We start from the raw sequence: 21,425 nt of genomic DNA, 5'->3' as shown, positions 1-21,425 counted from the left end.
ATTATTAAAGGGGAAGGGTAGTCTTCCCCTTTGGTCGTTTTTGGAACACAGAAATATAACTCGTATGAATCTAATGAAATCAAGTATCGCTCTGTTGATATCATCGGTTTTGATTCCCGCTCACGCGGCGAACTTAAACGATGCACAAGCTGTGCAGAGTAAAACAAACCAGTCGTCGGCGGTAAGCCAAAAACGTATTGATGCAAGCGCAGAAAAATCACTTACTCTAGAAGCTGAAATTGAGCAGCTGCAAGAGGAAGTCGGTAACTTGAAGATTTATCGCGATCATCTTGCAAGCCTTGTTGAAAGTCAAAATCAAGAAGTTGATAGCTTGAACGAGCAAATTGAGCAGATTGCTCAAACTCGTCAAGGTGTCGTGCCTTTGATGTATCACATGCTTGAGGGCTTAAAAGTGCTCGTCGCTAACGACAAGCCTATACGCAAAGCGCAACGTGAGGAGCGAATTGCAAAGCTGGATTCCATGATGACGCGTGCAGACGTTGCGGATGCAGAGAAGTTTCGTCGTATTTTAGAAGCGTACCAAATTGAAATGGATTACGGCACCAAGCTTGGCGTTTACCAAGGCAAGATTAACCTGGGTGACAATGAAGCTGTGGAGGCGGACATTCTCTATTTAGGCCGTTTGTCTTTGGTAGCGCGTAGCTTATCTGGTGACACATTTTGGAGCTGGTCGCAGCAAAAACACGCATGGCAACAAGTGGGTTCTGAGCAAAAATCAGAGCTAGACAAAGCGTTCGCTATGGCGAATAAACAGATCGCGCCGAGCATGTTAACTCTGCCAGTGTCGTTAACCGCTGCGGAGGGCAAATAAATGATGAAAAAATGGTTATCGGTTGCATTAATCTCGACAGCCGCATTAATGCCTCATACAACTTTTGCTAGTGATGCGTTGTTACAAAAGGCGCAGCAAGAAAATCGTCAACAGCAATCGCACAATGTCGCGCGTGAATCAGGTTTTAAGCAAACAGAGCAAGAGCTACAGGCTATAAAGAATAAATTGGTGGCAGAGCGGGCTGCTCTTCAAGCAGAAGCGGACTCATTAAGTGTTACCTTCGGTGAAAATGAAGCAGAACTGGCACAGCTAGAAGAAAAGTTGCGTCTAGAAACCGGGAGCCTAGGTGAGTTATTTGGCGTCGTTCGCCAGAACGCAAAAGAGCTAGAGTCTGAGCTAAAAAGCTCAGTAACCGGTGTCGATGCAAACTCATATCAGAAAGATATCGATGCTATTGTTGCGGCTAAATCACTGCCAACGTTGACCCAACTTCAGGCGATGTGGCGCAGCATGGAAGAACAAATCAAAGCAAGCGGTGAAATGGCAAACGTCTCTTTCACACTGCTAAATGGCGAAGGTCGTGAACAAACGGTTAATGGTGTTCGTCTTGGTTCTATGGCGCTGCTGGATGAGACTGGCTACGTTAAGTGGAATGGTCAACGCGGAGACGCGGTAAACTATCTTCGTCAGCCTGAGAACGGTCCAACAGCGAATACTATTTCCTCTGGTGACATTGATGCACTTGTCATTGATCCGTCACGTGGCATTCTTCTTGAACAGCTTGCAAACTCACCGACTTTGGCTGATCGCCTAAATGCGGGTGGCGTTGTCGGTAAAATCATCCTTGGTTTATTGGCTATCGGCCTATTGATCGCGCTCGTACGTGGTGCATCACTGATGATTTCGCGCCAGAAAATCATGAAGCAACTGAAAACCCCAGCGCAGCCAGGAAACAACCCTTTGGGTCGCGTGCTTGCGGTATACCAGAAAGACAAGCATCGCAGCGTAGAAGCGTTAGAACTACGTCTTTTGGAAGCTGTTGTTGATGAGCAAACCCACCTAGAAAAAGGGTTGTCGATGCTTAAGCTTCTTGCTGCTCTAGCTCCTATGCTTGGCCTACTAGGCACGGTAACGGGTATGATCGAAACCTTCCAAGTCATCACTCAATTTGGTAATGGTGATCCGAAAGTAATGGCGGGTGGTATTTCAATGGCACTTGTGACTACCGTACTTGGCCTTGTTTCAGCCATGCCTTTGCTATTAGCGCACAACGTATTGAGCTCTCAAGCAGAAAATATTCGCAGTATCTTAGAAAAACAAGGCATCGGTTTAGTTGCAGAACAAGCTGAGCGTGATATGCCGAGTAACAAAAGTCACTCTAACACCTTAGCGGAGAACGCAGCGTAATGGAGCAGATCCTACTCAGCACATTGGGTTTGATCAGTGAGGATTGGGCCACAACCTTGATGAGCTTTATGCAGCAAGGTGGTCAAATCCTATGGTGGCTGGCCGCCGTCGTGGCGGTGTGCTGGCTGTTGGTTATGGAGCGAGTTATTTATCTCACAACGGTTTTCCCAGGGGTAAAAAAACAGCTTTGTGAGCAGTGGCAAGCAAGATCAGAGCACCACTCTTGGTACGCGCATCAAATCCGTGAAGGATGGATTGCAAAAGCGCAAATCGAACTGCGCCAAAACCTATCGACTATTAAGCTACTTGTGGCGGTTTGCCCAATGCTAGGGTTGTTAGGGACGGTGACAGGCATGATTACGGTGTTTGACGTAATGGCATCGCAAGGCAGCAGCAATCCGAAATTGATGGCTTCTGGTATCTCACTTGCTACGCTGCCAACCATGGCAGGTATGGTAGCAGCGCTTGCGGGCATGTTTATTCATGCTCGCCTTAGCAAAGTGTGTGAACGAAAAGCTATCCAGTTAGAACAATCTTTAAGGAGTCAAAAGTGAGACTCGGACGCAGACCTAACCAACAAGATGAAGCTCAAGTCGATTTAACCTCGATGCTTGATATCGTCTTCATCATGTTGATCTTCTTCATTGTGACCAGTTCGTTTGTACGTGAATCCGGTGTAGAAGTTAATCGCCCTCAGGCTTCTAATGTAGTAAGCCAAAAAGATGCGGGCATTTTTATCGCAGTAACGGCAGCGAATGATGTGTACATCGACAAACGAGTGGTTGATATTGAGCGTGTTGAGGCCTCTATTGAGCACCTGTTACTTGATCAGCCTGATGCCTCGTTAGTTATCCAAGCTGACGAGCATGCTTACAATGGCACTGTCGTGAAAGTGATGGACGCTGCAAAGGCGGCGGGTGTGAAGAACATTGCATTGGCGGCGGAGAAACCTTAATGGGCAGGCTGTTACTTGCACTACCAGCATCACTGTTAATTTCTGTGAGCTTGTTTAGCTTTATGGCGTGGATGGTTGATAAAGGCAACCAGCGTGCACCAGAAGCTTCAGAAGCCGTTCGTTTTGATATGGTGATGGTAGAGAATGAAGCAGACGTGCAGCGTCGTCAACGTTCAGTGCCGGAGCAACCAGAACCACCTCAAGCGCCGGAGCCAATGGAGCTGTCTCAAGCTGACACTCAAATGGAACCAATGAGTCAGATGACGCCAGTCAGTGCTTTAGGTTTAAACACAACCCTTGAAGGCATCGCGATTAGCGCCCCAAACTTGAAGGGAACAATGGGCAACCAGCAAGCACTGCCGTTGTATCGTGTTGATCCTCGCTATCCAAGTAAGGCGCTGAAACGTAGAGTGGAAGGTTATGTCATTATGCGTTTCACGATCGATGCAACTGGACGACCAAAAGATATTGAAGTGATCGAGGCTGAGCCCGAGCGCATGTTTGAAAGAGAAGCAATCCGTGCGCTTAAAAAATGGAAGTATCAGCCAAAAGTTGAGGATGGTGTGTCAATTGAGCAGTTCGGACAAACCGCTAAAGTGGAGTTCAAGTTAGCCAAATGATGAAAAAATTCTTAATCGGTACGGTATTAAGCCTGAGTGCACTCTCAACCATTGCCAGTGAGTTAAGCCAATACACCGCAGCGAGAGTTCAACGAGCACACAACTTGGCTCAAGAGGAGAAACTAAAAGAAGCGATTTCATCTCTTGAAGCTATGGAGCTTTCTCGTGGATATGATCAAGCTTATGTCGCTCGAATGTTGGGTATTTTTTACTGGCAGAATGAGCAAACTCAAGCGGCGATTAAGCAACTTGAGTTGGCAGTCAATAGTGGTTTGCTACAAGATGAGCAAGCATGGCAAACCCGAAAAATGTTGGCTGATATACTGCTGAACGAGCAACGTTTTTCTAAGGCGTTACCTCATTACTATGCCTTGAGCCAAAACATTCCTAAAGGTCAAAAAGCGCATGAGCTATGGCTGCGTATTTCCCAATCTCATTATCAACTGAGTCAGTGGCAAAAAGTGCTTTCAGCAATGGCTCGTTATGAGAAATTTGGTCAGCCAGACAAGCTTGGCGCATTGTCGATAAAGCTTTCTGCTGAGCTAGAACTGAAAAAGTGGAAGCCGGCAATCTCGACCATCAAACGCTTAATCGTGATTGAACCTGAGCGAATTGAATGGTGGCGTCAGCTTGTTGCTCTATACCTACGGGTTGATGACAACAAACGTGCCCTAGACTCTTTGGCGTTGGCAAAACTGAAAGGGTTACAACTTAGCCAAGATGACTTAAAGCTGCTGGCACAATTGTACGCGAAACGAGGTATTCCTGAGAGAGCTGCGTTGGTGATGAACGAGCTAGAGGATGTAAACTCGAATAGTAAGCTAAAAGCTCAGCAAGCAACGTATTGGCAAATGGCAAAAGAGTGGGAAGAGTCTATTGATAGCTGGCGTATTGCAGCTCAGCTAGATAGGCAGTATTACTGGAACTATTCTCAACTGTTGGTGCAAGAAGGCCATTATAAAGATGCCATTGCCGCGCTCGATAAGGTCAGAGGTCGTAAAGCGGATGTTGCACTTATCAAAACTCGCGCTTACTACAAACTTAAGCGGTTTGACGATGCGCTCGCTAATGCCAAAAGAGCGAATGAGATTAAGCCATCGAATCAGGCAAAAAGTTGGGTTAAGTATCTATCTCAGCTACGCAAAGTAGAATCGACGCAGGACTCATAGCGAACATTTTTATTAAATACCCGAGCTCAGTCTCGGGTATTTTTTTGTTTAAAGTAAACAATGTAAATTAAATGCCAATACGAATGATTATCACCTAAATTATGCCCCACATTTATTGGTGATGATTGTTTCTATGTTGCTTAAAAGCAAAGGTGTTCAAACTTGGGCTCGCCGCCTACATATCTATATTTCGATGGCTCTTCTCTTAGTTACGCTGTTTTTTGCAGTAACTGGTATTACCCTCAATCGCCCCGAATTGTTTGAACGCAGTGAACCTATCATTCAACAACATACTCTGACGGTTCCGCACTCAGTTCTATTCTCACATTCAGATACCTTTCAACCTAATCGTGAAGAACTGGTGGCTTTCTTGACTAAAGAAACCGAGCTTCGCGGTATTCCCTCCGCACTAGATGTGTATACCGAAGTTGAGCAAGGTGAGTTGTTACTCGGAGAGCTTTCTATGGATTTTAAAGGCCCGGGTTATAACGCTACGGTCTTTATTGATATGACTACTGGTGCAGCAGACGTCGAAACGACGCACTACGGTATTGTTGCGCTGCTGAACGATCTACATAAAGGACGCAACAGTGGTGGGATTTGGAAGTGGTTTATCGACGTCACTGCGCTTTTGATGGTGTTTTTTGTTCTTACAGGCGTGTGCTTGTTACTGCCTAAGAAGAAGACGCTCAGAACGTCAATGCAATGGATGAGCTTTGGTACGTTACTGTCGCTCGTAATTTATTTTGTTGCTGTTCCATAACAGCTTTTTTAGAGAACACTTATGTTGAACACAGGAAGATTTTTCCGCCGTAATCACTTTTGTAAAGCCGCTTTGATCGCGGCTTTTACTCCTTTCTCTCTTTCCGCGGCGCCTCTACCAGATAACGCGAAGGTCGACTTCGAACTCGAACTTCCAAAGATAGATACCTCAATGTATGCACGCCCTTATGTGGCGGTTTGGGTTGAAAACGATCAGCGTAAACCGGTTAAAACCATCCAGTTATGGGTAGGGAAAGACGAATGGTTAAAAGATCTACGCAGCTGGTGGAGAAAAGCGGGTCGTTATGATCGTGAACTTGTTGATGCGGTGACTTCTGCAACACGTCCTGCTGGTCAATACCGCTTTGTCTGGGATGGAACCAATGACGCAGGGGAGCGTTTGGAACAAGGAAATTACACGTTGTACGTCGAGGTCGTTCGTGAACACGGTGGGCGAAACTACTTACGTCAAAAAATAACGCTAGCGGACAGTGACGTGCGCTATGAGCTTAAACCAACACAAGAGACGGGTGTCATCACCGTCAATTATCAAGTTAAGTGATTAAAGGACACAACAATGAAAACCAAAATGAAAGCAGTGGCATTGGCGAGTGTAATGGCAATGGGATTGGCTGTAACCACCACCGCACAAGCACATCCACGTTGGGTTCTGCCCTCTCACTTTACGGTTTCTAAAGAAGGCGGTGACTGGCTGACATTTGATGTTACTGCCTCTCACGGAACGTTTGTTTTTGATAAGCCTGCGGGTAGTGATCAGGCATTTGTGGTGATGCCGGATGGCCGCTCTGAGCGTCCTAACTTTGTTGTTCGTGGCAAGCGTCGCTCTATGTTTGATTTCTTTTTTACAGAAGAAGGCACGCACAAAGTCGCGATTAATAATCAGCCGAGCTACTACACACAATACAAAGCGGGCCGTCGTGATACGGTGAAATGGGCGCGAGCAAACAAAGCTGAGCGTGGTGACGTGCTTCCTGAGCAAGCGCGTGATGTGGTTACTCAACTAAGTTACACCCGAGCAGAAAGCTACATTACGGTTGGTATGCCAACGGACAAAGCGTTGGAGATTGAAGGCAAAATGCTGGAGATGAAACCGATCACGCATCCATCGGACATCATTGAAGGTGAGCCTGTGACTTTCCAGTTTTTCTTTAACGGAGAGCCACAAGAGGGCGTTACTGCTGAGATTACACGTGAAGGTACCATGTACCGAAACCATCAAGAACAAATCGATGTGGTGAGCGATAAAGATGGCAAAGTGATCTTCACGCCAGAAGTCGCTGGGCGCTACTTAATGAAAGCGAACTACAAAGGTGAATTAAAAGATAATCCATTGGCGGATAAAGCGAGTGCCAATGTTCATCTTACGTTTGAAACTCAACTTAACTAATCGAATTAGGCTCAGCAATTGCTGGGCCATTTTGGAATTATCATGAATAACACTTCTCTTCTAAAAGCTGTTTTGCTTTTTTCTGGATTTGCGTCCTTTCACGCTGCTGCACATTTTCCTCTGATGAGCTGTCACTTGGCGCAAGATAAAGTGATTTGTGAAGCGGGCTACTCGGATGGATCGACAGCGGTCGACTACGATGTCGAAATGTACGATTACGACGACAATCTGATCGCCAAAGAAAAAACAGATAAGCGTTCCATCGCAGAATTTACTCACCCTGAAACAGATTTCTATTTGGTATTTGATGCCGGACATGAAAGCCCGGTGGAAGTGGATATCGTTGAGCTGAAAGAGAAATGAGTGTACAGAAAGTTCGCCCTGATGATGGTAACCGAGAAGGAAAGTGGGTCGCACTGACAATCGCAGCAATTCTCAGTTCAGCAGCCATACTTATGCCCTACCATCAGGTCGCGACTGAAAAGCCAGACATGCAGTCTCATCAAGTGTTAATCACGGATTTACATCAAAATGAGTTGGGGTTGATCGCTGAGCTTAAGCTCGCTCATGAAGAGATTCGTGATTTGCAGCTAGAAACTGGAACTTGGCCTGAGGTCTCTGACATGGAGGCGCTTTGGATTGCTCCATTCGTGAAAGACCAAAACTGGAAGCGTAAAGGTTCTCATCAGTGGCAACGAATTGATGACGGTGTCTACATTGGCGCGAAGACCAGTGCCCAAGGCTCTGCTTCCATGCTGTTGGATAGCCGCAGTTCTCAAGCTGATATTTGGTTTAATGATTCTAGCCGTTCGTTAAATGTGGAGGGACTAAGCGATCTAGCTAAACGCCACGATTTCGGCTGGAAACAAATCGTTCTGTCAGGCTCTTCTTCCCACTCTCACGCCCATTAAGACAACATAATTGATAAGTACTATGATCAAACGCTCTCTTTTACGTCGTATTCTTACAGCCACCGCGTTATTGGCGGTGTCTTCTACAGGCTTTGCTGCCGAAAAACTCAGTATTGGTATTACGCTACAACCTTATTACAGCTATGTTAAAGCTGTTGTTGATGACAAGGCGAACATCATTCCTTTGGTTGATGCTGGTTTTAATCCTCACAACTATTTACCACAACCTAATGATCTTAAACGCTTAAATGAAATGGACGTAATAGTGATCAATGGTATTGGTCATGACGATTTTGCACTGAAAGTGATCAAGGCTTCTCAGCGTGATGATCTCGTGGTTATCGAAGCGAACAAAGAAGTGCCTTTATTGCCCGCTATGGGGCAGTCTGTTGGTCAAGGAGCAGTGAACCCTCACACCTTTGTCGGTCTATCAACAACCATTCAAAAGGTTTACACCATCGCGAGTGAGCTAAGCCAATTGGACCCAGACAATGCTGCGTTCTATCGCCAAAATGCCCGTAAATACGCGAAAACATTTCGCCTGATGAAGCGTGATGCAATGTTGTCTCTTGGTGAGTTGGACACGGCTGGTATGAAGGTGGCGACAACCCACAATGCTTACGGATATATCCTTCAGGAGTTTGGTGTTGACGTTGCCGCTGTCATTGAGCCTGCTCATGGTGTAGAACCAAGTGCAAGTCAGCTACAGGAAACGATAGCGAAAATTCGTGAATCGGGCATTGATGTGCTGTTTTATGAGCTCAATATGCCGAATCGCTTTGTTGATACCATCGAAGAGGCGACTGGGGTGCAGCTTTATCGCTTTTCTCACATGACTCACGGTGAGTATGAGGCTGATAAAGTCGAGGTTGAGATGCGAGATAATGTGGAAACACTAATCGAAGCCATGAAATTTGTGGCGAGTAAGCGAGCAGGGGAAAAGGCGTAATGACTGGACCTTCCGTTTCCTTAAGTAACGTGGGCCTAAAATACGCCGACAATATCATTTTGCAGAACATCAGCGCCGAATTCGAGAACGCGAAATGTCACGTGATTATGGGACCGAATGGCGGTGGTAAAACCTCTTTGCTTCGTTCGGTACTTGGACTCACGCCATTTTCGGGAAACATAGCGCTCAATTGGCCAGAACCATCAGCTGCATCGGGGAAGATAGGGTATGTGCCACAAAAAGCGATGTTTGAAGCAAGCCTCCCGTTAACCGTGATGGATTTTGTACTGCTTAACCAAACTCGTATCCCTCTATTTTGGCGACGTAAAACGAAACAAACTCAACATGCCCTGGCCCAGCTGGATCGCGTGGGTATGGCAACGCGTTGCGATCGTCGTATGGGGCAACTCTCTGGCGGTGAGCAACAGCGTGTTTTGTTTGCGCAAGCTTTACTGGATGAGCCCAATTTATTGGTTTTAGACGAACCTACAACTGGTATGGATGAGCAAGGTGTTCGATATCTTGAAGGTTTGATTCATGAAGTCGTTGGAGAAGGCAAAACGGTACTGGCAGTGCACCATGACGTGACCGCAGTGCGCCGTTTAGATGCGCAGGTCCATGTTGTAAATCGTCAAATTGTGGCGTCAGGTCACCATTCAGATGTGCTAAGCCCTGATCGTATAGAAACATTATTCAAGCACTACACAGCAAAAGTGGAGGCTGCATAATGGATTGGTTGCGAGAGTTAGCGGTTAGCGGCGTTGAAGCTGGATGGTTAAGCGATAGCTTTTCTTATGCTTTCATGGTGAACGCAATCGTGGCAGCGCTGATATTAGGACCATTACTTGGTGGTCTTGGTACATTAGTCATCGCCAAGCGACTGGCTTTTTTCTCTGAAGCGGTTGGGCACGCTGCGCTTACCGGAATCGCGATTGGTGTGTTGCTCGGTGAGCCGCCAGAGAATCCGATCATCGGATTGTTTAGCTTTTGTATGATTTTTGCGCTGTTGCTTCACTTTGTTCGTAATCGTACGAATGTACCTTACGACACACTGGTTGGGGTTTTTCTTGCACTAGCGTTAGCGGTTGGTGCTGCACTGTTAATGTACGTTGCTCGCAAGATCAACATTCACATCTTGGAGAACGTGTTGTTTGGCTCGATCTTGACTGTGACGGACAACGATATCCTTATTTTAGCGATCAGTTGTTTGATCATATTACTGCTTCTTATTCCAACGTTTAACCGCATTTTGCTAACTTGTATCAGCCCGGATATTGCACGTGTACGCGGCTTTAATACCAGCTTTTATGATTACTTATTTGTCATGATGATCACCTTGGTCACCATCGCCGCTGTAAAGATTATTGGCGCGGTATTGGTTGGTGCATTGCTACTGATTCCTGGTGCAACGGCTCGGTTATTGACTAAACACATGGGCAGTTTTGTTCTCCTTTCTTCTTTATTGGCAACCATTGCGTGTTTAATAGGAACCATACTGCCGATGGAGCTTGAGCTACCAGTGCCATCAGGCGCATCCATCATCATTGTTTCTGCGGCATTTTTCCTAACAGCAACGGTTTACCGAATTATCCAAAAAGCGTAACCCTTTTTATAAAGTAATGAACATGAAGATAAAAAAATTAGCGATAACTTTTGGTTTGGTTATAGCGACAACACTTCCATCGTTGGCAAGCGCCAAAGACATTTTAACCAGCACTCCCGTCACGTACATGTTGTCTGAGCAACTCATGAAAGGTACAGGGATAGAGACTCAGTATCTGCCTCCAAAGCGTTACGGCGTTGAGCGTCTTGAAAACTGGTTCGCAAATAAAGGTACAGAGCAAGTTAAGCAAGCGGGTCAAGTCGCGACGGTTGCTATTACTCTTGGTGCGATTTGGAAACAAGACCCGACTTATGTTTACGCTCGACAGGGCAACATTCACTTGATTGAAATCGATGCATCGCAGGCCATTTCTCCTAGAGCTCAAGGAGTTGCAGTACTGACATTGGAAAACGGGTCAACATCGAAGTACGCGTGGCTTAACCCTACAAACTTAATCCGAATGGCGGGTATTGTTGGAGAGGATCTACAACGTGTATATCCTGAACACCAAAAGACGATTCAAACGAATCAACAGGCTCTTATGCTCAATGTGCGTGAACTGATCAACCAACAACAGGCAGAGATCTTCGATAAAGGCATCGATTCAGTGGTACTGATGAGTGAGTCATTAGAGGACTTTGCCTCTGGCAACCAATTGTTTGTGGTTGGGCGCGAATTTAAGCCGGAACTCGAGTGGACAGAAGAAGACAAATTATCTTTAAAAGCTCAGTTTGAACAAGATAAAACGCTATGGTTGGTGACGGATAAACGACCGTCGAAAACCTTGACATCGCTTATTAAACCGAGTCGTATACTGCAAATTGATGTTATTGACCGCTGGGGCAGTAAGGGTATCAAAACTGAGAAGCCACTCGCACGTTGGGAGATGTGACACGTAAAAAGCCACAGATTTTATGATGGGGAATGAAAAGTTCCCTATTTTTTTGTGACTCAGTTCAAAATGTGAACATTAATACCACTGGTTGCATAAGAAAGTGTTTGTTTCATTTCTATTTCATTACTACTTTGTTATGTGTTCGTTGCGATTGATTCGGATTTAATCTGTTTCTAAGCGAACCGGTACAAACAACTATACGGATGTTAACAATGAAAATGAAAACTCTAGCCGTTGCAGTGGCGGCACTAGCATGTGGTTCACAGGCCTTCGCAGCAGAAGTTTACAACAGCGATGGTACATCTTTATCGATCGGCGGTCACGTTTCAGTTGGCGTGGGTGAGTATTTCGAAGAAGATGTAAAAGTTCACCAAGTGTCTCCACGTATTAACGTTGCGGGTAAGAAAGACATTGGCAACGGTATTACTATCGACGCTAAAGGTGAATGGGCGCTTAACTACCTAAACGGTGGCGAGCAATCGTTCAAAACTCGTCTAGGTTACATCGGTGCTACTCATGAGCAGTTTGGCCGTTTAGTAGCAGGTACTCAATGGTCACCTTACTACGATGTCGCTGGCGTTGCGGATCTACCAATCGCGTTTGCGAACGACTTTTTGTACGACAACCACGGCAACCTAGGCTCAGCTCGTGCTGATAAAATGCTTAGCTACCGTAAAGGTTTTGAATTTGGTGAAGGTTTTGCTTTCAACCTAGGTCTAGGTTGGCAAGGTGAGCAAACTTCAGATGCAACAACATACGAGCAACGTGGTCAAGTTGCATTGAGCGGTTCTGTAGCTGGCTTTGGTCTAGGCTACGTATACAGCGGTGGTGATGTTAAAAACGCGACTCTAGGTACTAAGAACGCTGAATCACACCTATTCTCTGTAAACTACGGTCAGTACGGTTCAGGTCTATACGCAGCAGTAGTATACGGTATGAACGAGTACTTCTACCAAATGCGTAAAGACACTTCTCAACTTGAAGCTCTTTTGGCATACGGCGTAAACGATTGGACATTCAGCGTTAACTACGAAGGCGTAGAAGACGAAGAAGACAATAAGACAGTTTCAAGCGAAACTGCGCTACAAGCAGAGTACGCTGTAACTCCTGCTTTCGTAACGTTTGCAGCTTACCAGTTTGATCTAGGTAACGACTACAACAATGAAGAGAACGACTACTGGACTCTAGGTGCTCGTTACTACTTCTAATAAATAGGCCAGTTTCTACTGCCTAAACACATTTATTGTGTTAACGCCTACTCGTTGTGAGTAGGCGTTTTTCTTTCTGCTATCCTTTGGCTATAAGAGACGCTAGTCATTCTGTGCTTAGGTAACCCCACTCTTTGTTTAGAGAGTGCGTCTATAAAAATGCCCGCAACTTGCGGGCATTTTTTGTTGTTAGAGATACAGTTCTATTAATACGCTTATTTTTTATCGAGTAAATCGAGGAAGAAGGCATACTCTAGCGCATCTTCTTTTAAGCGCTTAAATCGACCAGATGCGCCGCCGTGTCCGGCTTCCATATCGGTTTTGAACAATAAGACGTTATCGTCTGTCTTCATTTCACGAAGTTTGGCGACCCACTTCATTGGTTCAAAGTACTGTACTTGAGAGTCGTGCAAGCCAGTCGTTACCAACATGTTCGGGTAGTTTTGCGCCTTGATGTTGTCGTAAGGCGAGTAACTCAACATATAGTCATAGTATGTTTTGTTATTTGGGTTACCCCATTCATCATACTCATTGGTGGTCAATGGAATTGATTCATCGAGCATAGTGGTTACCACGTCCACAAACGGAACATGTGCACCGATACCGCGGTACAGTTCTGGTGCTTGGTTGATGATAGCCCCCATTAAGAGACCTCCTGCAGAGCCACCAACAGCGAAGACTTTATCTTTCGCGCCGTAGCCTTGTTCAACCAAACCTTTAGTCACATCAATAAAGTCGTTGAATGTGTTTTGCTTGGTTAGTTTTTTACCGTCTTCATACCAAGGGCGGCCAAGCATTTCAGATCCACGAATATGAGCAATGGCGTAAACAAAGCCGCGATCCAATAGACTCAAACGTGTCGAGCGGAAAGTTGGCTCAATGGTTGCGCCATAAGATCCATAACCATATTGGTAGAGTGGATTTGTACCATCTTTCTTAAATAAGTCTTTACGATACACCAAAGAAACGGGTACTTCTTTACCGTCACGGGCTGTGACCATGATGCGTTCTGATTGGTAATTGTCAGGATTAAAATCACCAAGTACAGGTGTTTGCTTCATGATTTCTGACCCGCCCGTTTTTAGATCGAAATCGTAGTAGGTTCCTGGAGTGGTTAAACTGCTGTAATAAATACGAACTTTCTCGTTATCCAGCTCTAGGTTACCTGTCAAATAGGCAGCAAACGCATCGTCATTAAATGTGAGGGGGAGTTCTTTTCCTGTTGAAAGCTGACGTACAGTGACGCTTGCTAGGCCGTTAGAGCGCTGCTCATAGACGATGTGATCATCGAATAACTCGAAGTCGACAAGTTGAGTGTTGTCGTCTGCGGCAATCACATCTTGCCATTTAGAGCGGTCATGCATGTCATTTTGATGAACTTTCATCAAACGGAAGTTGACGGCTTGATAGTTAGTATAAATGTAGTACCAATCGCCTAGCTTAGAAATACTGTATTCAATGCCATCTTCACGAGGATAGAACGGTTTCGCCTTTGCTTTAGGGTTGTTCGCATCAATGATAGAGACCCCACTGGTTTCTGTACTCGAATGCCAGATATAAATATCTTCGCCATCTTTGCTTTTGCTTAGTGAGGTGTAATAGGCGCTGTCGGTTTCCTCAAAAATCAGCTCATCGCTGCTTTGTGGTGTGCCCAATACATGACGATAAACTTGGTAGCCCAATAAGGTCTGTGGATCTTTTTTGATGTAGTAAAAGGCGTTGTTATCGTTCTGCCATGCGACAGCGCTTGAGGCCCCTTCGATTTCATCTTGTAGGTAATTGCCTGTTGTCAGGTCTTTGATCTTAAGGGTGTACACGCGGCGGCTTAATGTGTCTTCGCCATACGCCAATAAGTTTTCATTCGGACTAACGTATAGGCCGCCGATACTGAAAAATTCATGTTCTTTTGCTAGTTCATTGACATCTAAAATGATTTGTTTGTCTTTGCCTGCAAAGTCTTTAGCTCGCAAATGGACTTCGTACTCGTTATCTCCGGTCACTTCACTGGAGTAGAAGTAGTTGCCTTTACGAACCGGTACTGAGTTGTCGTCTTTTGCGATGCGCCCTTTAATTTCTTCAAATAGCGTATCTTGAAGTGTTTCAGTGTGCTTTAGAACGGTTTCTGCGTACTGATTTTCTTTCTCTAGGTGCTGTAAAATTTCAGGGTCTTTACGTTCGTCGTCACGCATCCAGTAGTAGTTATCAACGCGGGTATCGCCATGAATAGTCATCGAGTGAGGGACTTTTTTCGCAACCGGAGCTTGAGTTTGTTGAGCAACGATCTGTGTTTGGGAGTATTGAGTCATGCTGGGGATTCCTTGATTGCTGCATCCGGCGACAAGCGCGACCGAGACGGCCAACGTAGTTAAAGTGAAACGCATCTGATTTTATCCTTATTGTACACTCAAGTGGCCTCATCCTGAGGGCTGGGCTTTCATTTTGTTAGTGGTTTTCAGTTGTCCATTCTTTGTTATGGGGTATGCCGAAAAAGTGAGAATCCTCAATATTTTCGAGTTGGCTACTCAATTTGAAGGAAGCTGAAAACACATTGTGTAAGCAGCTGTTATTTTTAACAAATATCAATTCGAAAGTTAAATCATTCTCATCGGGAAATCGATATAGTGTGATATGAAAAAAGGGACACACTTGTTGAGTGTGTCCCTTTTGGATTTTGAAAGTAAGCTGATAATGATCAGATAACTTGCGGTACTTCGTTTGAGTGATTGTGTGCTCGATTCACCCACATTAACCCAAGCATTGCAATTACCGACATTGCCATCATCAAAATGCCCAAAGGCATCTGGTTATGCGCTGGAAATAGTGACGCGAGCAAAGTTGCTACACCTGCCCCCAAGTTTTGCATGCCACCCAATGTCGCGCCTGCTGTTCCTGCATGGTATGGGAATGGCGCAATCGCTCCAGTTGTTGCTGCTGGGAAGAGAATGCCCGCACCCAAAAAGTACACGGTTGCGCCTCCAACCAGCGTTAATGCCGTGGTTAAACCAAACAAGCCTGGGATGAGCACAATAGCAGAGCCTACAAAAATAGAGACCAAGCCTACATTTAGAGCACGACGCTCAGAGCGACGTCTTGCGATGTAGCTAGATAAGCCCGCACCCACCAAGTAACCTGGGATCGGCAATATAAACAGCAAACTTACCGTTGTTGCAGGTAATTCTAATACCCCACCTAACAACACCCCAGCCGCCGCTTCGAATACACCCACACCTGCGAATGTTGCAACCAGGCAAATTAAAAAGCCTTGAAAGCGACGGTCAGACAAAACGTGTTTGTAGCTTTTGGCTACTGGTTCGAATTTGCGTTTCTCTTTTGGTAGCGTCTCCATCATGCTTGTCATCATGGTGATCACAACCGCGATAGCAAATAGCGCTAAGAACAAGTAGCTCGACCGCCATCCGAAAGCTTCTGTTAGGTAGCCGCCTAATACTGGTGCCATTAATGGTGAGAAAATCACACACATGCTAATTAAGCTGTTTGCTCTGTGTAGATCAGAGCCTTCAAAGCAATCGCGAGTCAGAGTGCGTGACATCGCACCGCCGCAACCAATACCTAAGCCTTGGATAAAGCTACCAATCAAGAACCATTCAAATTGATGTGCAAATAATGCTACCAGTGTACCCGCGATGTAGATAAGCAGCCCGACGATGATGATCGGTTTGCGTCCCAAGCGGTCCGATAGTGTGCCATACGCAAATTGCGACAAGCCATATGGGATTAGGTAACAAGCCATCACAGCTTGAAGTGATGACGCAGATACCAAAAACTCGCCCGCCATATGACCGATTGAAGGCACGTACATTGTCTGGGTCATTTGACCCACGGCAGTCAATATAGCGATTAAAAAGGTAAGTTTCGCTAATGGAAACGAAGCAGACATTTGCGTATCTCTCCAAAAAGTTTAAGACGTAAAAACCCTTAGCGCTCTTTTACAGAGTGCCAACTGACTTCTTGTGTTGCGGGGATATTTGCGCGAGATAATAGTGCTTGCTTGTATAATTAGCAATCGAAAAGTGTGAAGTCGAGCAAGATAAAAATCTATGATTTCAATTAGAAAAACTAATCCGATTTTGTTTTCAAAAAGAGGTGCATTTCTTTGTCTATTTACGTTAAATCTTTTGCTTTTCGTGAATAGTATGAGCCTTATAGGTAACTGTTTTTAATGGTTAAAGTGCAAAAATAAAGCGTCTGATCGGTTGAGGTGAGTTCAAGATGAAACGAGTGAATAAAAGGTAGAGGAAGGCATCAGAAAGAAAAGGGAGCCGAAGCTCCCTTAGAAATGATTATGTCTATTCGCGCTCAGATGCATATGCGTAAAGCATTTCTAGTGCGATGGTTGCTCCCGCTAGTGCGGTAACATCACTGTGATCGTATGGAGGCGATACTTCGACAACATCCATACCCACGATATTCATGCCGGCTAAACCACGAATAATTTTCAGCGCTTTGTCTGAGTTCAAGCCACCACAAACTGGTGTACCAGTTCCCGGTGCGAAGGCCGGGTCTAAGCAGTCGATGTCAAAAGTGACATATACTGGCTTGTCTGCGACGGTGCGACGAATTTCTTCTAGGATCTCGTTCACCGACATGTCATTCGCTTGCATCGCATTAATCACATTGAAGCCGTGATCTTGCTGTTTGTACTCCGTACGAATGCCGATTTGTATTGAGTTCTTTGCTGAGATCAAACCTTCTTTCGGCGCATGGTAGAACATCGTACCGTGATCGTATGAACTGCCATTTGCATAGGTGTCCGTATGAGCATCAAAGTGAATCAAAGCCATTTGGCCATGATGCTTCGCATAGGCACGCAGGATAGGTAGCGTAATGAAGTGGTCACCGCCCAATCCCAACATGGTTTTACCACTTTTTAGAATTTCACTGGTTGCCGCTTCAAGGCGGTAAGTAAAATCTTCCGCATCACCGCAATCGAACACGAGATCACCTGCGTCGATCACTTTCAGTTTATCCAATACGTTGAAGCTCCACGGGAACTTCTTACCTTCCCATGCCAAGTTGACTGAGGCACGGCGAATTGCATCTGGACCCATACGCGCACCTGGACGCCCAGATGTTGCCATGTCCAGAGGGACTCCCAACACCACAACGTCTGCGTCTGCCGATACTGGGTTACGAATGTACGGCAGACGTAAAAACGACATAGAGTTGGAGTAAAGCGAATAATCAGTTTTAGTAAACAAATCATTCATATCAGAAGTCCTCTAAATAGGTGTATCCTGCTAGACCTTGTTCTAGTTCTGCTAGGATTTGTGCTTGTTCATTGGCTTCAACTCGCTGTGAAACCAATTGTTTATAATTGTCACGAATCGCATCCACGTCGATATGAACGTAGCGCATCATGTCTTCTACACTATCACCTTCGTTGATGTAACTGATCTCAAATTGACCATGTTCATCAACATTGACTACAGCACTGTGGGTATCACCAAATAGGTTGTGCATGTCACCAAGGATTTCTTGGTATGCGCCTACTAGGAAAAAGCCCATTAAGTACGGTTTGTCTTTGCTCCAAGCTGGTACAGGTAGCGTGCTCTCGATGCCTTGACCATCAACGTAGTGATCGATCGCGCCATCAGAGTCACATGTGATGTCCAACATCACTGCACGACGCTCTTCCGCCTCGCCCAGACCAGAAAGTGGCAGAACAGGGAACACCTGATCAATACCCCAAGCATCTGGTAGAGATTGGAAGAGAGAGAAGTTCACGAAGAACTTATCCGCAAGACGTTCGCTCAACTCGTCCAGAATCGGACGGTGGAAGCGATTCTTAGTGCTCATCTTGCGGCTTAATTCGAAGTAAATGCGCAGTGACAATTGTTCTGCCCACGCACGTTGTTCCAAGTTAAGCACGCCTGTAGCAAATTGAGAGTGCACTTCTGCCAAATCACTTTGGGTATCATTGTAAATCTCAATTAACGCACGAGCATCTGTACCATCTTGTAAGTTTTCCCAGTTTCGCCACATGTTTTGTAGCAAAAGCGGAGCGTCCTCATCAAGCTCATGTACTTCTTCCGGTAGGTACGACTCGGTACCAATTACGTTAGAAATCAATACAGCGTGGTGCGCTGTTAGCGAGCGACCCGATTCCGAAATGATCACTGGCATTGGTTGTTCGTATTGCAGACACACATCGCCCACAGTGTTGACGATATTACGTGCGTATTCTGCAAGGCCGTAGTTCATCGAATTCGATGATTGGCTGCGTGTGCCGTCATAATCCACTGCCAAGCCGCCGCCCACATCGAAGTACTCGATGTTTGCACCGAGCGCGCGTAGTTCGCAGTAGAAACGTGCAGACTCGTTCACACCATTGCGTACATCACGGATGTTTGCCATCTGTGAACCAAGGTGGAAGTGAACCAGTTGCATCGCGTCTAGGTTGCCTTCGCGTTTAAGACGTTCAATAACGCTAAGCACTTGCGATGCTGATAAACCAAACTTCGATTTTTCACCGCCACTTGCTTGCCATTTCCCTGCGCCTTGAGAGGCGAGGCGAATGCGTAAACCAAGGCGCGGTTTTACGCCCAAACTTTTCGCTTCTTCTAGTACCAGATCCAGCTCAGAAAGCTTCTCTAGTACGATGAATACCTTGTGACCCAGCTTTTCACCGATCAGTGCAAGACGCACATACTCACGGTCTTTGTAGCCATTACACACGATCACGGAGCTACCTTGTTGAGCCAATGCAAGTACCGCCAACAATTCAGGCTTGCTACCCGCTTCAAGACCAAGCTGCTTGGTTTCTAGTTGAGCTTGGCTCGCTAGAATTTCATCCACCACTTCACGTTGTTGGTTTACTTTAATTGGGTACACCAACAAGTATTTGTTTGGATATTGGTATTCTTCAATTGCTTGGTTGAATGCGTGGCAAATACCATGCACACGTTGGTGCACGATTTGCGGGAAGCGTACTAATACAGGCAGATTTAACTGCTTCGCTTCTAGCTCATTTACAATAGCGCTGAAAGGGATTTGATGTGCACGATCACTACGTGGTGATACATATACTTCGCCTTGGTCATCAATGCCGTAGAAACCTTGGCTCCAGTAGTGAACGTTGTAGTCCGCGCGGATGCGGTCTAATTTAGTTGCTTTTTCCAACTCGATTCTCACAAAAATGTACTTAACTCCTTAATTAATTAGAAGGAAAAGTACAAAAAAGCAAATCATGAGGTATTTACCTCATACCCTGACACGAACTCCGTGTGCGCGCATTAACGGATAAAAGGGCCCTTGAGTCTAATGATTAAAATCTATCATCTCGATTATGATTTGTTGTCGTCGCTACGTGTGAATATTTGTTTACCGAAGCGTCCATTCTGCTGTTATAGTTGGTCTGACCAGTAAGGATTCGGTCATGAAGCATCTCACTAAAATAAGGACATATTTTGCAGCTGCACAGAATTCAGGGGTACATTCAGACCATGTATCTCGCCGAATATCCCGATAAATTATTGTTGCTTGATGGTGCCAGTCGAGCAGACATTCCTCATCTTAAAGACTTTATTGAACATCAACTCCATCGTCCTTTTTCTGACCTAAAGTTGGTTGTTGTGACCCACATGCATCCAGACCATGCTGGTGGTGCGCACAAACTACGTGATTTAACAGGATGTAAGCTATTGGCCGCAAAGCGAGAGAGCCAGTGGTATAGCGGTGTAGACGGTTGGCTAATGCATTTGACCGATTTAATGTTAGCACGCTGGATGGCGAATCGGATGCGTAAACCAAAGCAAAACCTGTGGTATTCCCGCAAGCTAAAGCCAGATATTGAACTTATTGATGGACAGTTTATTCCTGGATTTGATGATTGGCAGGTGCTAGAAACGCTAGGGCATACCGACCGAGATCTGTCGGTTTATCATTCTGAACAAGATGTGTTGTATGTGGCGGATTTAATGGTGCAGGTGAAAAAGCATCTGATTGCGCCGTTTCCCATATTTCATCCGAATCAATATCGGCAATCATTAAAGCGTGTGTTTGAGATGAATCCGCAATGTTTGCTTTTGGCACATGGGGGAGAGGTGACTTTGGATGAAAAAGCGTATCAGCACATTTTGAATACAGCGCCGACTAAGCCAATGACGCACTGGCGAGTGACAAAAGTTAAAGCGAAGGGATTGTTGTTTGCGTTATTTCGTAGGAAGTAGGCGAGGATAAAGCCAGACGAGTGATGCTCAACAAAAACGTTCGATCACTCATCTGAAGCTACGGGGTTAAGATGCCAATAAGTGAGATTGGCTAGGATCAACGAGCACTTTGTCTGCCATACCCTGACGACCTAACAACATCATGTAAGTCATTTTTTCACGGTTAGTCAACGTAATGTCGATTGGCCATTGTTGGTCGCCCATACGCAGCATCGTTGTGATCACGCAGCGGTGCTCAAAAGTACCGTTAGAAGATTTAACCTTACGGTTTGCTTTTAGTTTCGCTGTGCAGCGAACCACTTGTTCTAAATGGTATACATCTGGGTGCAAATCGAATGCAACATAAGACTGACCATCTTTTTCAAAGCAATCAATATTGTCTACATGTAATGAAGAGGTTTGAGCGCCTGTATCAATACGCGCTTCAAGGTGAGTAATCCCTAACTCTGGCAAGCAAATAGCTTCGGCATTCCCAATGATCATTTTCTGATTCATAGTGTCATCCTAGCGACGAGTAACAAGAGAGCCGGTTTTTGGCTCTCTTGTGCGTTAAACA

General features: G+C 45.4%; 22 protein-coding genes. 17 read left to right on the top strand and 5 right to left on the bottom strand.

Features of this window, described 5'->3' with window-relative positions; translation table 11 throughout:
• The first annotated feature begins 64 nt into the window (after positions 1-64).
• From R7E42_RS20855 to R7E42_RS20780, 16 genes are all read left to right on the top strand, one after another.
• Positions 65-832: a DUF3450 domain-containing protein gene (locus R7E42_RS20855; protein WP_005386010.1), complete on the top strand. Its 768-nt coding sequence runs from the start codon at positions 65-67 to the stop codon at positions 830-832.
• Positions 833-2,200, top strand: a complete 1,368-nt coding sequence (locus R7E42_RS20850; RefSeq protein WP_171345943.1) for a MotA/TolQ/ExbB proton channel family protein — start codon at positions 833-835, stop codon at positions 2,198-2,200.
• Positions 2,200-2,754 carry a MotA/TolQ/ExbB proton channel family protein gene (locus R7E42_RS20845; protein ID WP_017635540.1) on the top strand — a complete coding sequence of 185 codons (555 nt, stop codon included), beginning with the start codon at positions 2,200-2,202 and terminating at the stop codon, positions 2,752-2,754. Before R7E42_RS20850 ends, R7E42_RS20845 begins: the two co-directional genes overlap by 1 nt.
• The gene (locus tag R7E42_RS20840) at positions 2,751-3,155 is read left to right on the top strand and encodes an ExbD/TolR family protein (protein ID WP_005374257.1); all 405 of its coding nucleotides are present in this window, start codon (positions 2,751-2,753) and stop codon (positions 3,153-3,155) included. The genes R7E42_RS20845 and R7E42_RS20840 overlap by 4 nt, the downstream gene beginning before the upstream one ends.
• Positions 3,155-3,775 (top strand): energy transducer TonB, encoded by a 621-nt coding sequence (locus R7E42_RS20835; protein ID WP_318072967.1) that lies wholly within the window; start codon positions 3,155-3,157, stop codon positions 3,773-3,775. Before R7E42_RS20840 ends, R7E42_RS20835 begins: the two co-directional genes overlap by 1 nt.
• Entirely contained in the window at positions 3,772-4,944 is a 1,173-nt protein-coding gene (locus R7E42_RS20830) for a hypothetical protein (protein ID WP_318072966.1), read from the top strand. Before R7E42_RS20835 ends, R7E42_RS20830 begins: the two co-directional genes overlap by 4 nt.
• Positions 4,945-5,077: 133 nt before the next feature.
• Positions 5,078-5,707: a PepSY-associated TM helix domain-containing protein gene (locus R7E42_RS20825; RefSeq protein ID WP_222711994.1), complete on the top strand. Its 630-nt coding sequence runs from the start codon at positions 5,078-5,080 to the stop codon at positions 5,705-5,707.
• Between the two features lie 21 nt (positions 5,708-5,728).
• The gene (locus R7E42_RS20820; protein WP_017635538.1) at positions 5,729-6,268 is read left to right on the top strand and encodes a DUF2271 domain-containing protein; all 540 of its coding nucleotides are present in this window, start codon (positions 5,729-5,731) and stop codon (positions 6,266-6,268) included.
• A gap of 15 nt (positions 6,269-6,283) precedes the next feature.
• Positions 6,284-7,114 (top strand): DUF4198 domain-containing protein, encoded by an 831-nt coding sequence (locus R7E42_RS20815; RefSeq protein WP_005374252.1) that lies wholly within the window; start codon positions 6,284-6,286, stop codon positions 7,112-7,114.
• Between the two features lie 42 nt (positions 7,115-7,156).
• The gene (locus tag R7E42_RS20810) at positions 7,157-7,477 is read left to right on the top strand and encodes a hypothetical protein (RefSeq protein WP_005374251.1); all 321 of its coding nucleotides are present in this window, start codon (positions 7,157-7,159) and stop codon (positions 7,475-7,477) included.
• A complete protein-coding gene (locus R7E42_RS20805) occupies positions 7,474-8,025 on the top strand; it encodes a DUF6162 family protein (protein ID WP_149192199.1) in 552 nt (183 codons plus the stop codon). Before R7E42_RS20810 ends, R7E42_RS20805 begins: the two co-directional genes overlap by 4 nt.
• 22 nt (positions 8,026-8,047) lie before the next feature.
• Positions 8,048-8,974 carry a metal ABC transporter solute-binding protein, Zn/Mn family gene (locus tag R7E42_RS20800; protein WP_149192198.1) on the top strand — a complete coding sequence of 309 codons (927 nt, stop codon included), beginning with the start codon at positions 8,048-8,050 and terminating at the stop codon, positions 8,972-8,974.
• Entirely contained in the window at positions 8,974-9,702 is a 729-nt protein-coding gene (locus R7E42_RS20795; RefSeq protein ID WP_025768067.1) for a metal ABC transporter ATP-binding protein, read from the top strand. Before R7E42_RS20800 ends, R7E42_RS20795 begins: the two co-directional genes overlap by 1 nt.
• On the top strand, positions 9,702-10,577 hold the full coding sequence (locus R7E42_RS20790; RefSeq protein ID WP_318072965.1) for a metal ABC transporter permease: 876 nt from the start codon (positions 9,702-9,704) through the stop codon (positions 10,575-10,577). Before R7E42_RS20795 ends, R7E42_RS20790 begins: the two co-directional genes overlap by 1 nt.
• A 22-nt stretch (positions 10,578-10,599) precedes the next feature.
• Complete coding sequence (locus R7E42_RS20785; RefSeq protein ID WP_158155663.1) at positions 10,600-11,469, top strand: metal ABC transporter solute-binding protein, Zn/Mn family; 870 nt, start codon at positions 10,600-10,602, stop codon at positions 11,467-11,469.
• 215 nt (positions 11,470-11,684) lie between these two features.
• Positions 11,685-12,680, top strand: a complete 996-nt coding sequence (locus R7E42_RS20780) for a porin (protein WP_017635534.1) — start codon at positions 11,685-11,687, stop codon at positions 12,678-12,680.
• Positions 12,681-12,895: 215 nt separating this feature from the next.
• On the opposite strand, the gene R7E42_RS20775 is transcribed toward R7E42_RS20780, so the two are convergent.
• The 4 genes from R7E42_RS20775 to speA all read right to left on the bottom strand — a co-directional run bounded on the left by R7E42_RS20775 (position 12,896) and on the right by speA (position 19,820).
• Positions 12,896-15,061, bottom strand: a complete 2,166-nt coding sequence (locus R7E42_RS20775; protein ID WP_081886414.1) for a S9 family peptidase — start codon at positions 15,059-15,061, stop codon at positions 12,896-12,898.
• Between the two features lie 311 nt (positions 15,062-15,372).
• Positions 15,373-16,578 carry a multidrug efflux MFS transporter EmrD gene (emrD, locus tag R7E42_RS20770; protein WP_005374234.1) on the bottom strand — a complete coding sequence of 402 codons (1,206 nt, stop codon included), beginning with the start codon at positions 16,576-16,578 and terminating at the stop codon, positions 15,373-15,375.
• A 409-nt stretch (positions 16,579-16,987) separates the two neighbouring features.
• Positions 16,988-17,908: an agmatinase gene (speB, locus tag R7E42_RS20765; protein ID WP_005374233.1), complete on the bottom strand. Its 921-nt coding sequence runs from the start codon at positions 17,906-17,908 to the stop codon at positions 16,988-16,990.
• 1 nt (position 17,909) lies between these two features.
• Positions 17,910-19,820 carry an arginine decarboxylase gene (speA, locus tag R7E42_RS20760; protein ID WP_031778854.1) on the bottom strand — a complete coding sequence of 637 codons (1,911 nt, stop codon included), beginning with the start codon at positions 19,818-19,820 and terminating at the stop codon, positions 17,910-17,912.
• A gap of 323 nt (positions 19,821-20,143) precedes the next feature.
• Between speA and R7E42_RS20755 the strand changes: the two genes are divergently transcribed.
• Complete coding sequence (locus R7E42_RS20755; protein WP_195723061.1) at positions 20,144-20,869, top strand: MBL fold metallo-hydrolase; 726 nt, start codon at positions 20,144-20,146, stop codon at positions 20,867-20,869.
• Between the two features lie 66 nt (positions 20,870-20,935).
• Here the strand turns inward: R7E42_RS20755 and R7E42_RS20750 are convergent, their stop codons facing one another.
• On the bottom strand, positions 20,936-21,364 hold the full coding sequence (locus tag R7E42_RS20750; RefSeq protein ID WP_005384193.1) for an ATP-dependent zinc protease: 429 nt from the start codon (positions 21,362-21,364) through the stop codon (positions 20,936-20,938).
• Between the last annotated feature and the right edge of the window lie 61 nt (positions 21,365-21,425).

The organism is Vibrio sp. Vb1337 (assembly GCF_033338715.1).
GTDB lineage: Bacteria > Pseudomonadota > Gammaproteobacteria > Enterobacterales > Vibrionaceae > Vibrio > Vibrio alginolyticus.
Note: the sequence above shows the minus strand (reverse complement) of the source record. Positions and strands in the feature narration are given on the sequence as shown.

Bases quoted from the DNA above. Each gene is read 5' to 3' on its own strand.
- R7E42_RS20855 (WP_005386010.1), top strand. From the start codon at position 65: ATGAATCTAATGAAATCAAGTATCGCTCTGTTGATATCATCGGTTTTG.
- R7E42_RS20850 (WP_171345943.1), top strand. From the start codon at position 833: ATGATGAAAAAATGGTTATCGGTTGCATTAATCTCGACAGCCGCATTA.
- R7E42_RS20845 (WP_017635540.1), top strand. From the start codon at position 2,200: ATGGAGCAGATCCTACTCAGCACATTGGGTTTGATCAGTGAGGATTGG.
- R7E42_RS20835 (WP_318072967.1), top strand. From the start codon at position 3,155: ATGGGCAGGCTGTTACTTGCACTACCAGCATCACTGTTAATTTCTGTG.
- R7E42_RS20830 (WP_318072966.1), top strand. From the start codon at position 3,772: ATGATGAAAAAATTCTTAATCGGTACGGTATTAAGCCTGAGTGCACTC.
- R7E42_RS20825 (WP_222711994.1), top strand. From the start codon at position 5,078: ATGTTGCTTAAAAGCAAAGGTGTTCAAACTTGGGCTCGCCGCCTACAT.
- R7E42_RS20820 (WP_017635538.1), top strand. From the start codon at position 5,729: ATGTTGAACACAGGAAGATTTTTCCGCCGTAATCACTTTTGTAAAGCC.
- R7E42_RS20815 (WP_005374252.1), top strand. From the start codon at position 6,284: ATGAAAACCAAAATGAAAGCAGTGGCATTGGCGAGTGTAATGGCAATG.
- R7E42_RS20810 (WP_005374251.1), top strand. From the start codon at position 7,157: ATGAATAACACTTCTCTTCTAAAAGCTGTTTTGCTTTTTTCTGGATTT.
- R7E42_RS20805 (WP_149192199.1), top strand. From the start codon at position 7,474: ATGAGTGTACAGAAAGTTCGCCCTGATGATGGTAACCGAGAAGGAAAG.
- R7E42_RS20800 (WP_149192198.1), top strand. From the start codon at position 8,048: ATGATCAAACGCTCTCTTTTACGTCGTATTCTTACAGCCACCGCGTTA.
- R7E42_RS20795 (WP_025768067.1), top strand. From the start codon at position 8,974: ATGACTGGACCTTCCGTTTCCTTAAGTAACGTGGGCCTAAAATACGCC.
- R7E42_RS20790 (WP_318072965.1), top strand. From the start codon at position 9,702: ATGGATTGGTTGCGAGAGTTAGCGGTTAGCGGCGTTGAAGCTGGATGG.
- R7E42_RS20785 (WP_158155663.1), top strand. From the start codon at position 10,600: ATGAAGATAAAAAAATTAGCGATAACTTTTGGTTTGGTTATAGCGACA.
- R7E42_RS20780 (WP_017635534.1), top strand. From the start codon at position 11,685: ATGAAAATGAAAACTCTAGCCGTTGCAGTGGCGGCACTAGCATGTGGT.
- R7E42_RS20775 (WP_081886414.1), bottom strand. From the start codon at position 15,061: ATGCGTTTCACTTTAACTACGTTGGCCGTCTCGGTCGCGCTTGTCGCC.
- emrD (WP_005374234.1), bottom strand. From the start codon at position 16,578: ATGTCTGCTTCGTTTCCATTAGCGAAACTTACCTTTTTAATCGCTATA.
- speB (WP_005374233.1), bottom strand. From the start codon at position 17,908: ATGAATGATTTGTTTACTAAAACTGATTATTCGCTTTACTCCAACTCT.
- R7E42_RS20755 (WP_195723061.1), top strand. From the start codon at position 20,144: ATGTATCTCGCCGAATATCCCGATAAATTATTGTTGCTTGATGGTGCC.
- R7E42_RS20750 (WP_005384193.1), bottom strand. From the start codon at position 21,364: ATGAATCAGAAAATGATCATTGGGAATGCCGAAGCTATTTGCTTGCCA.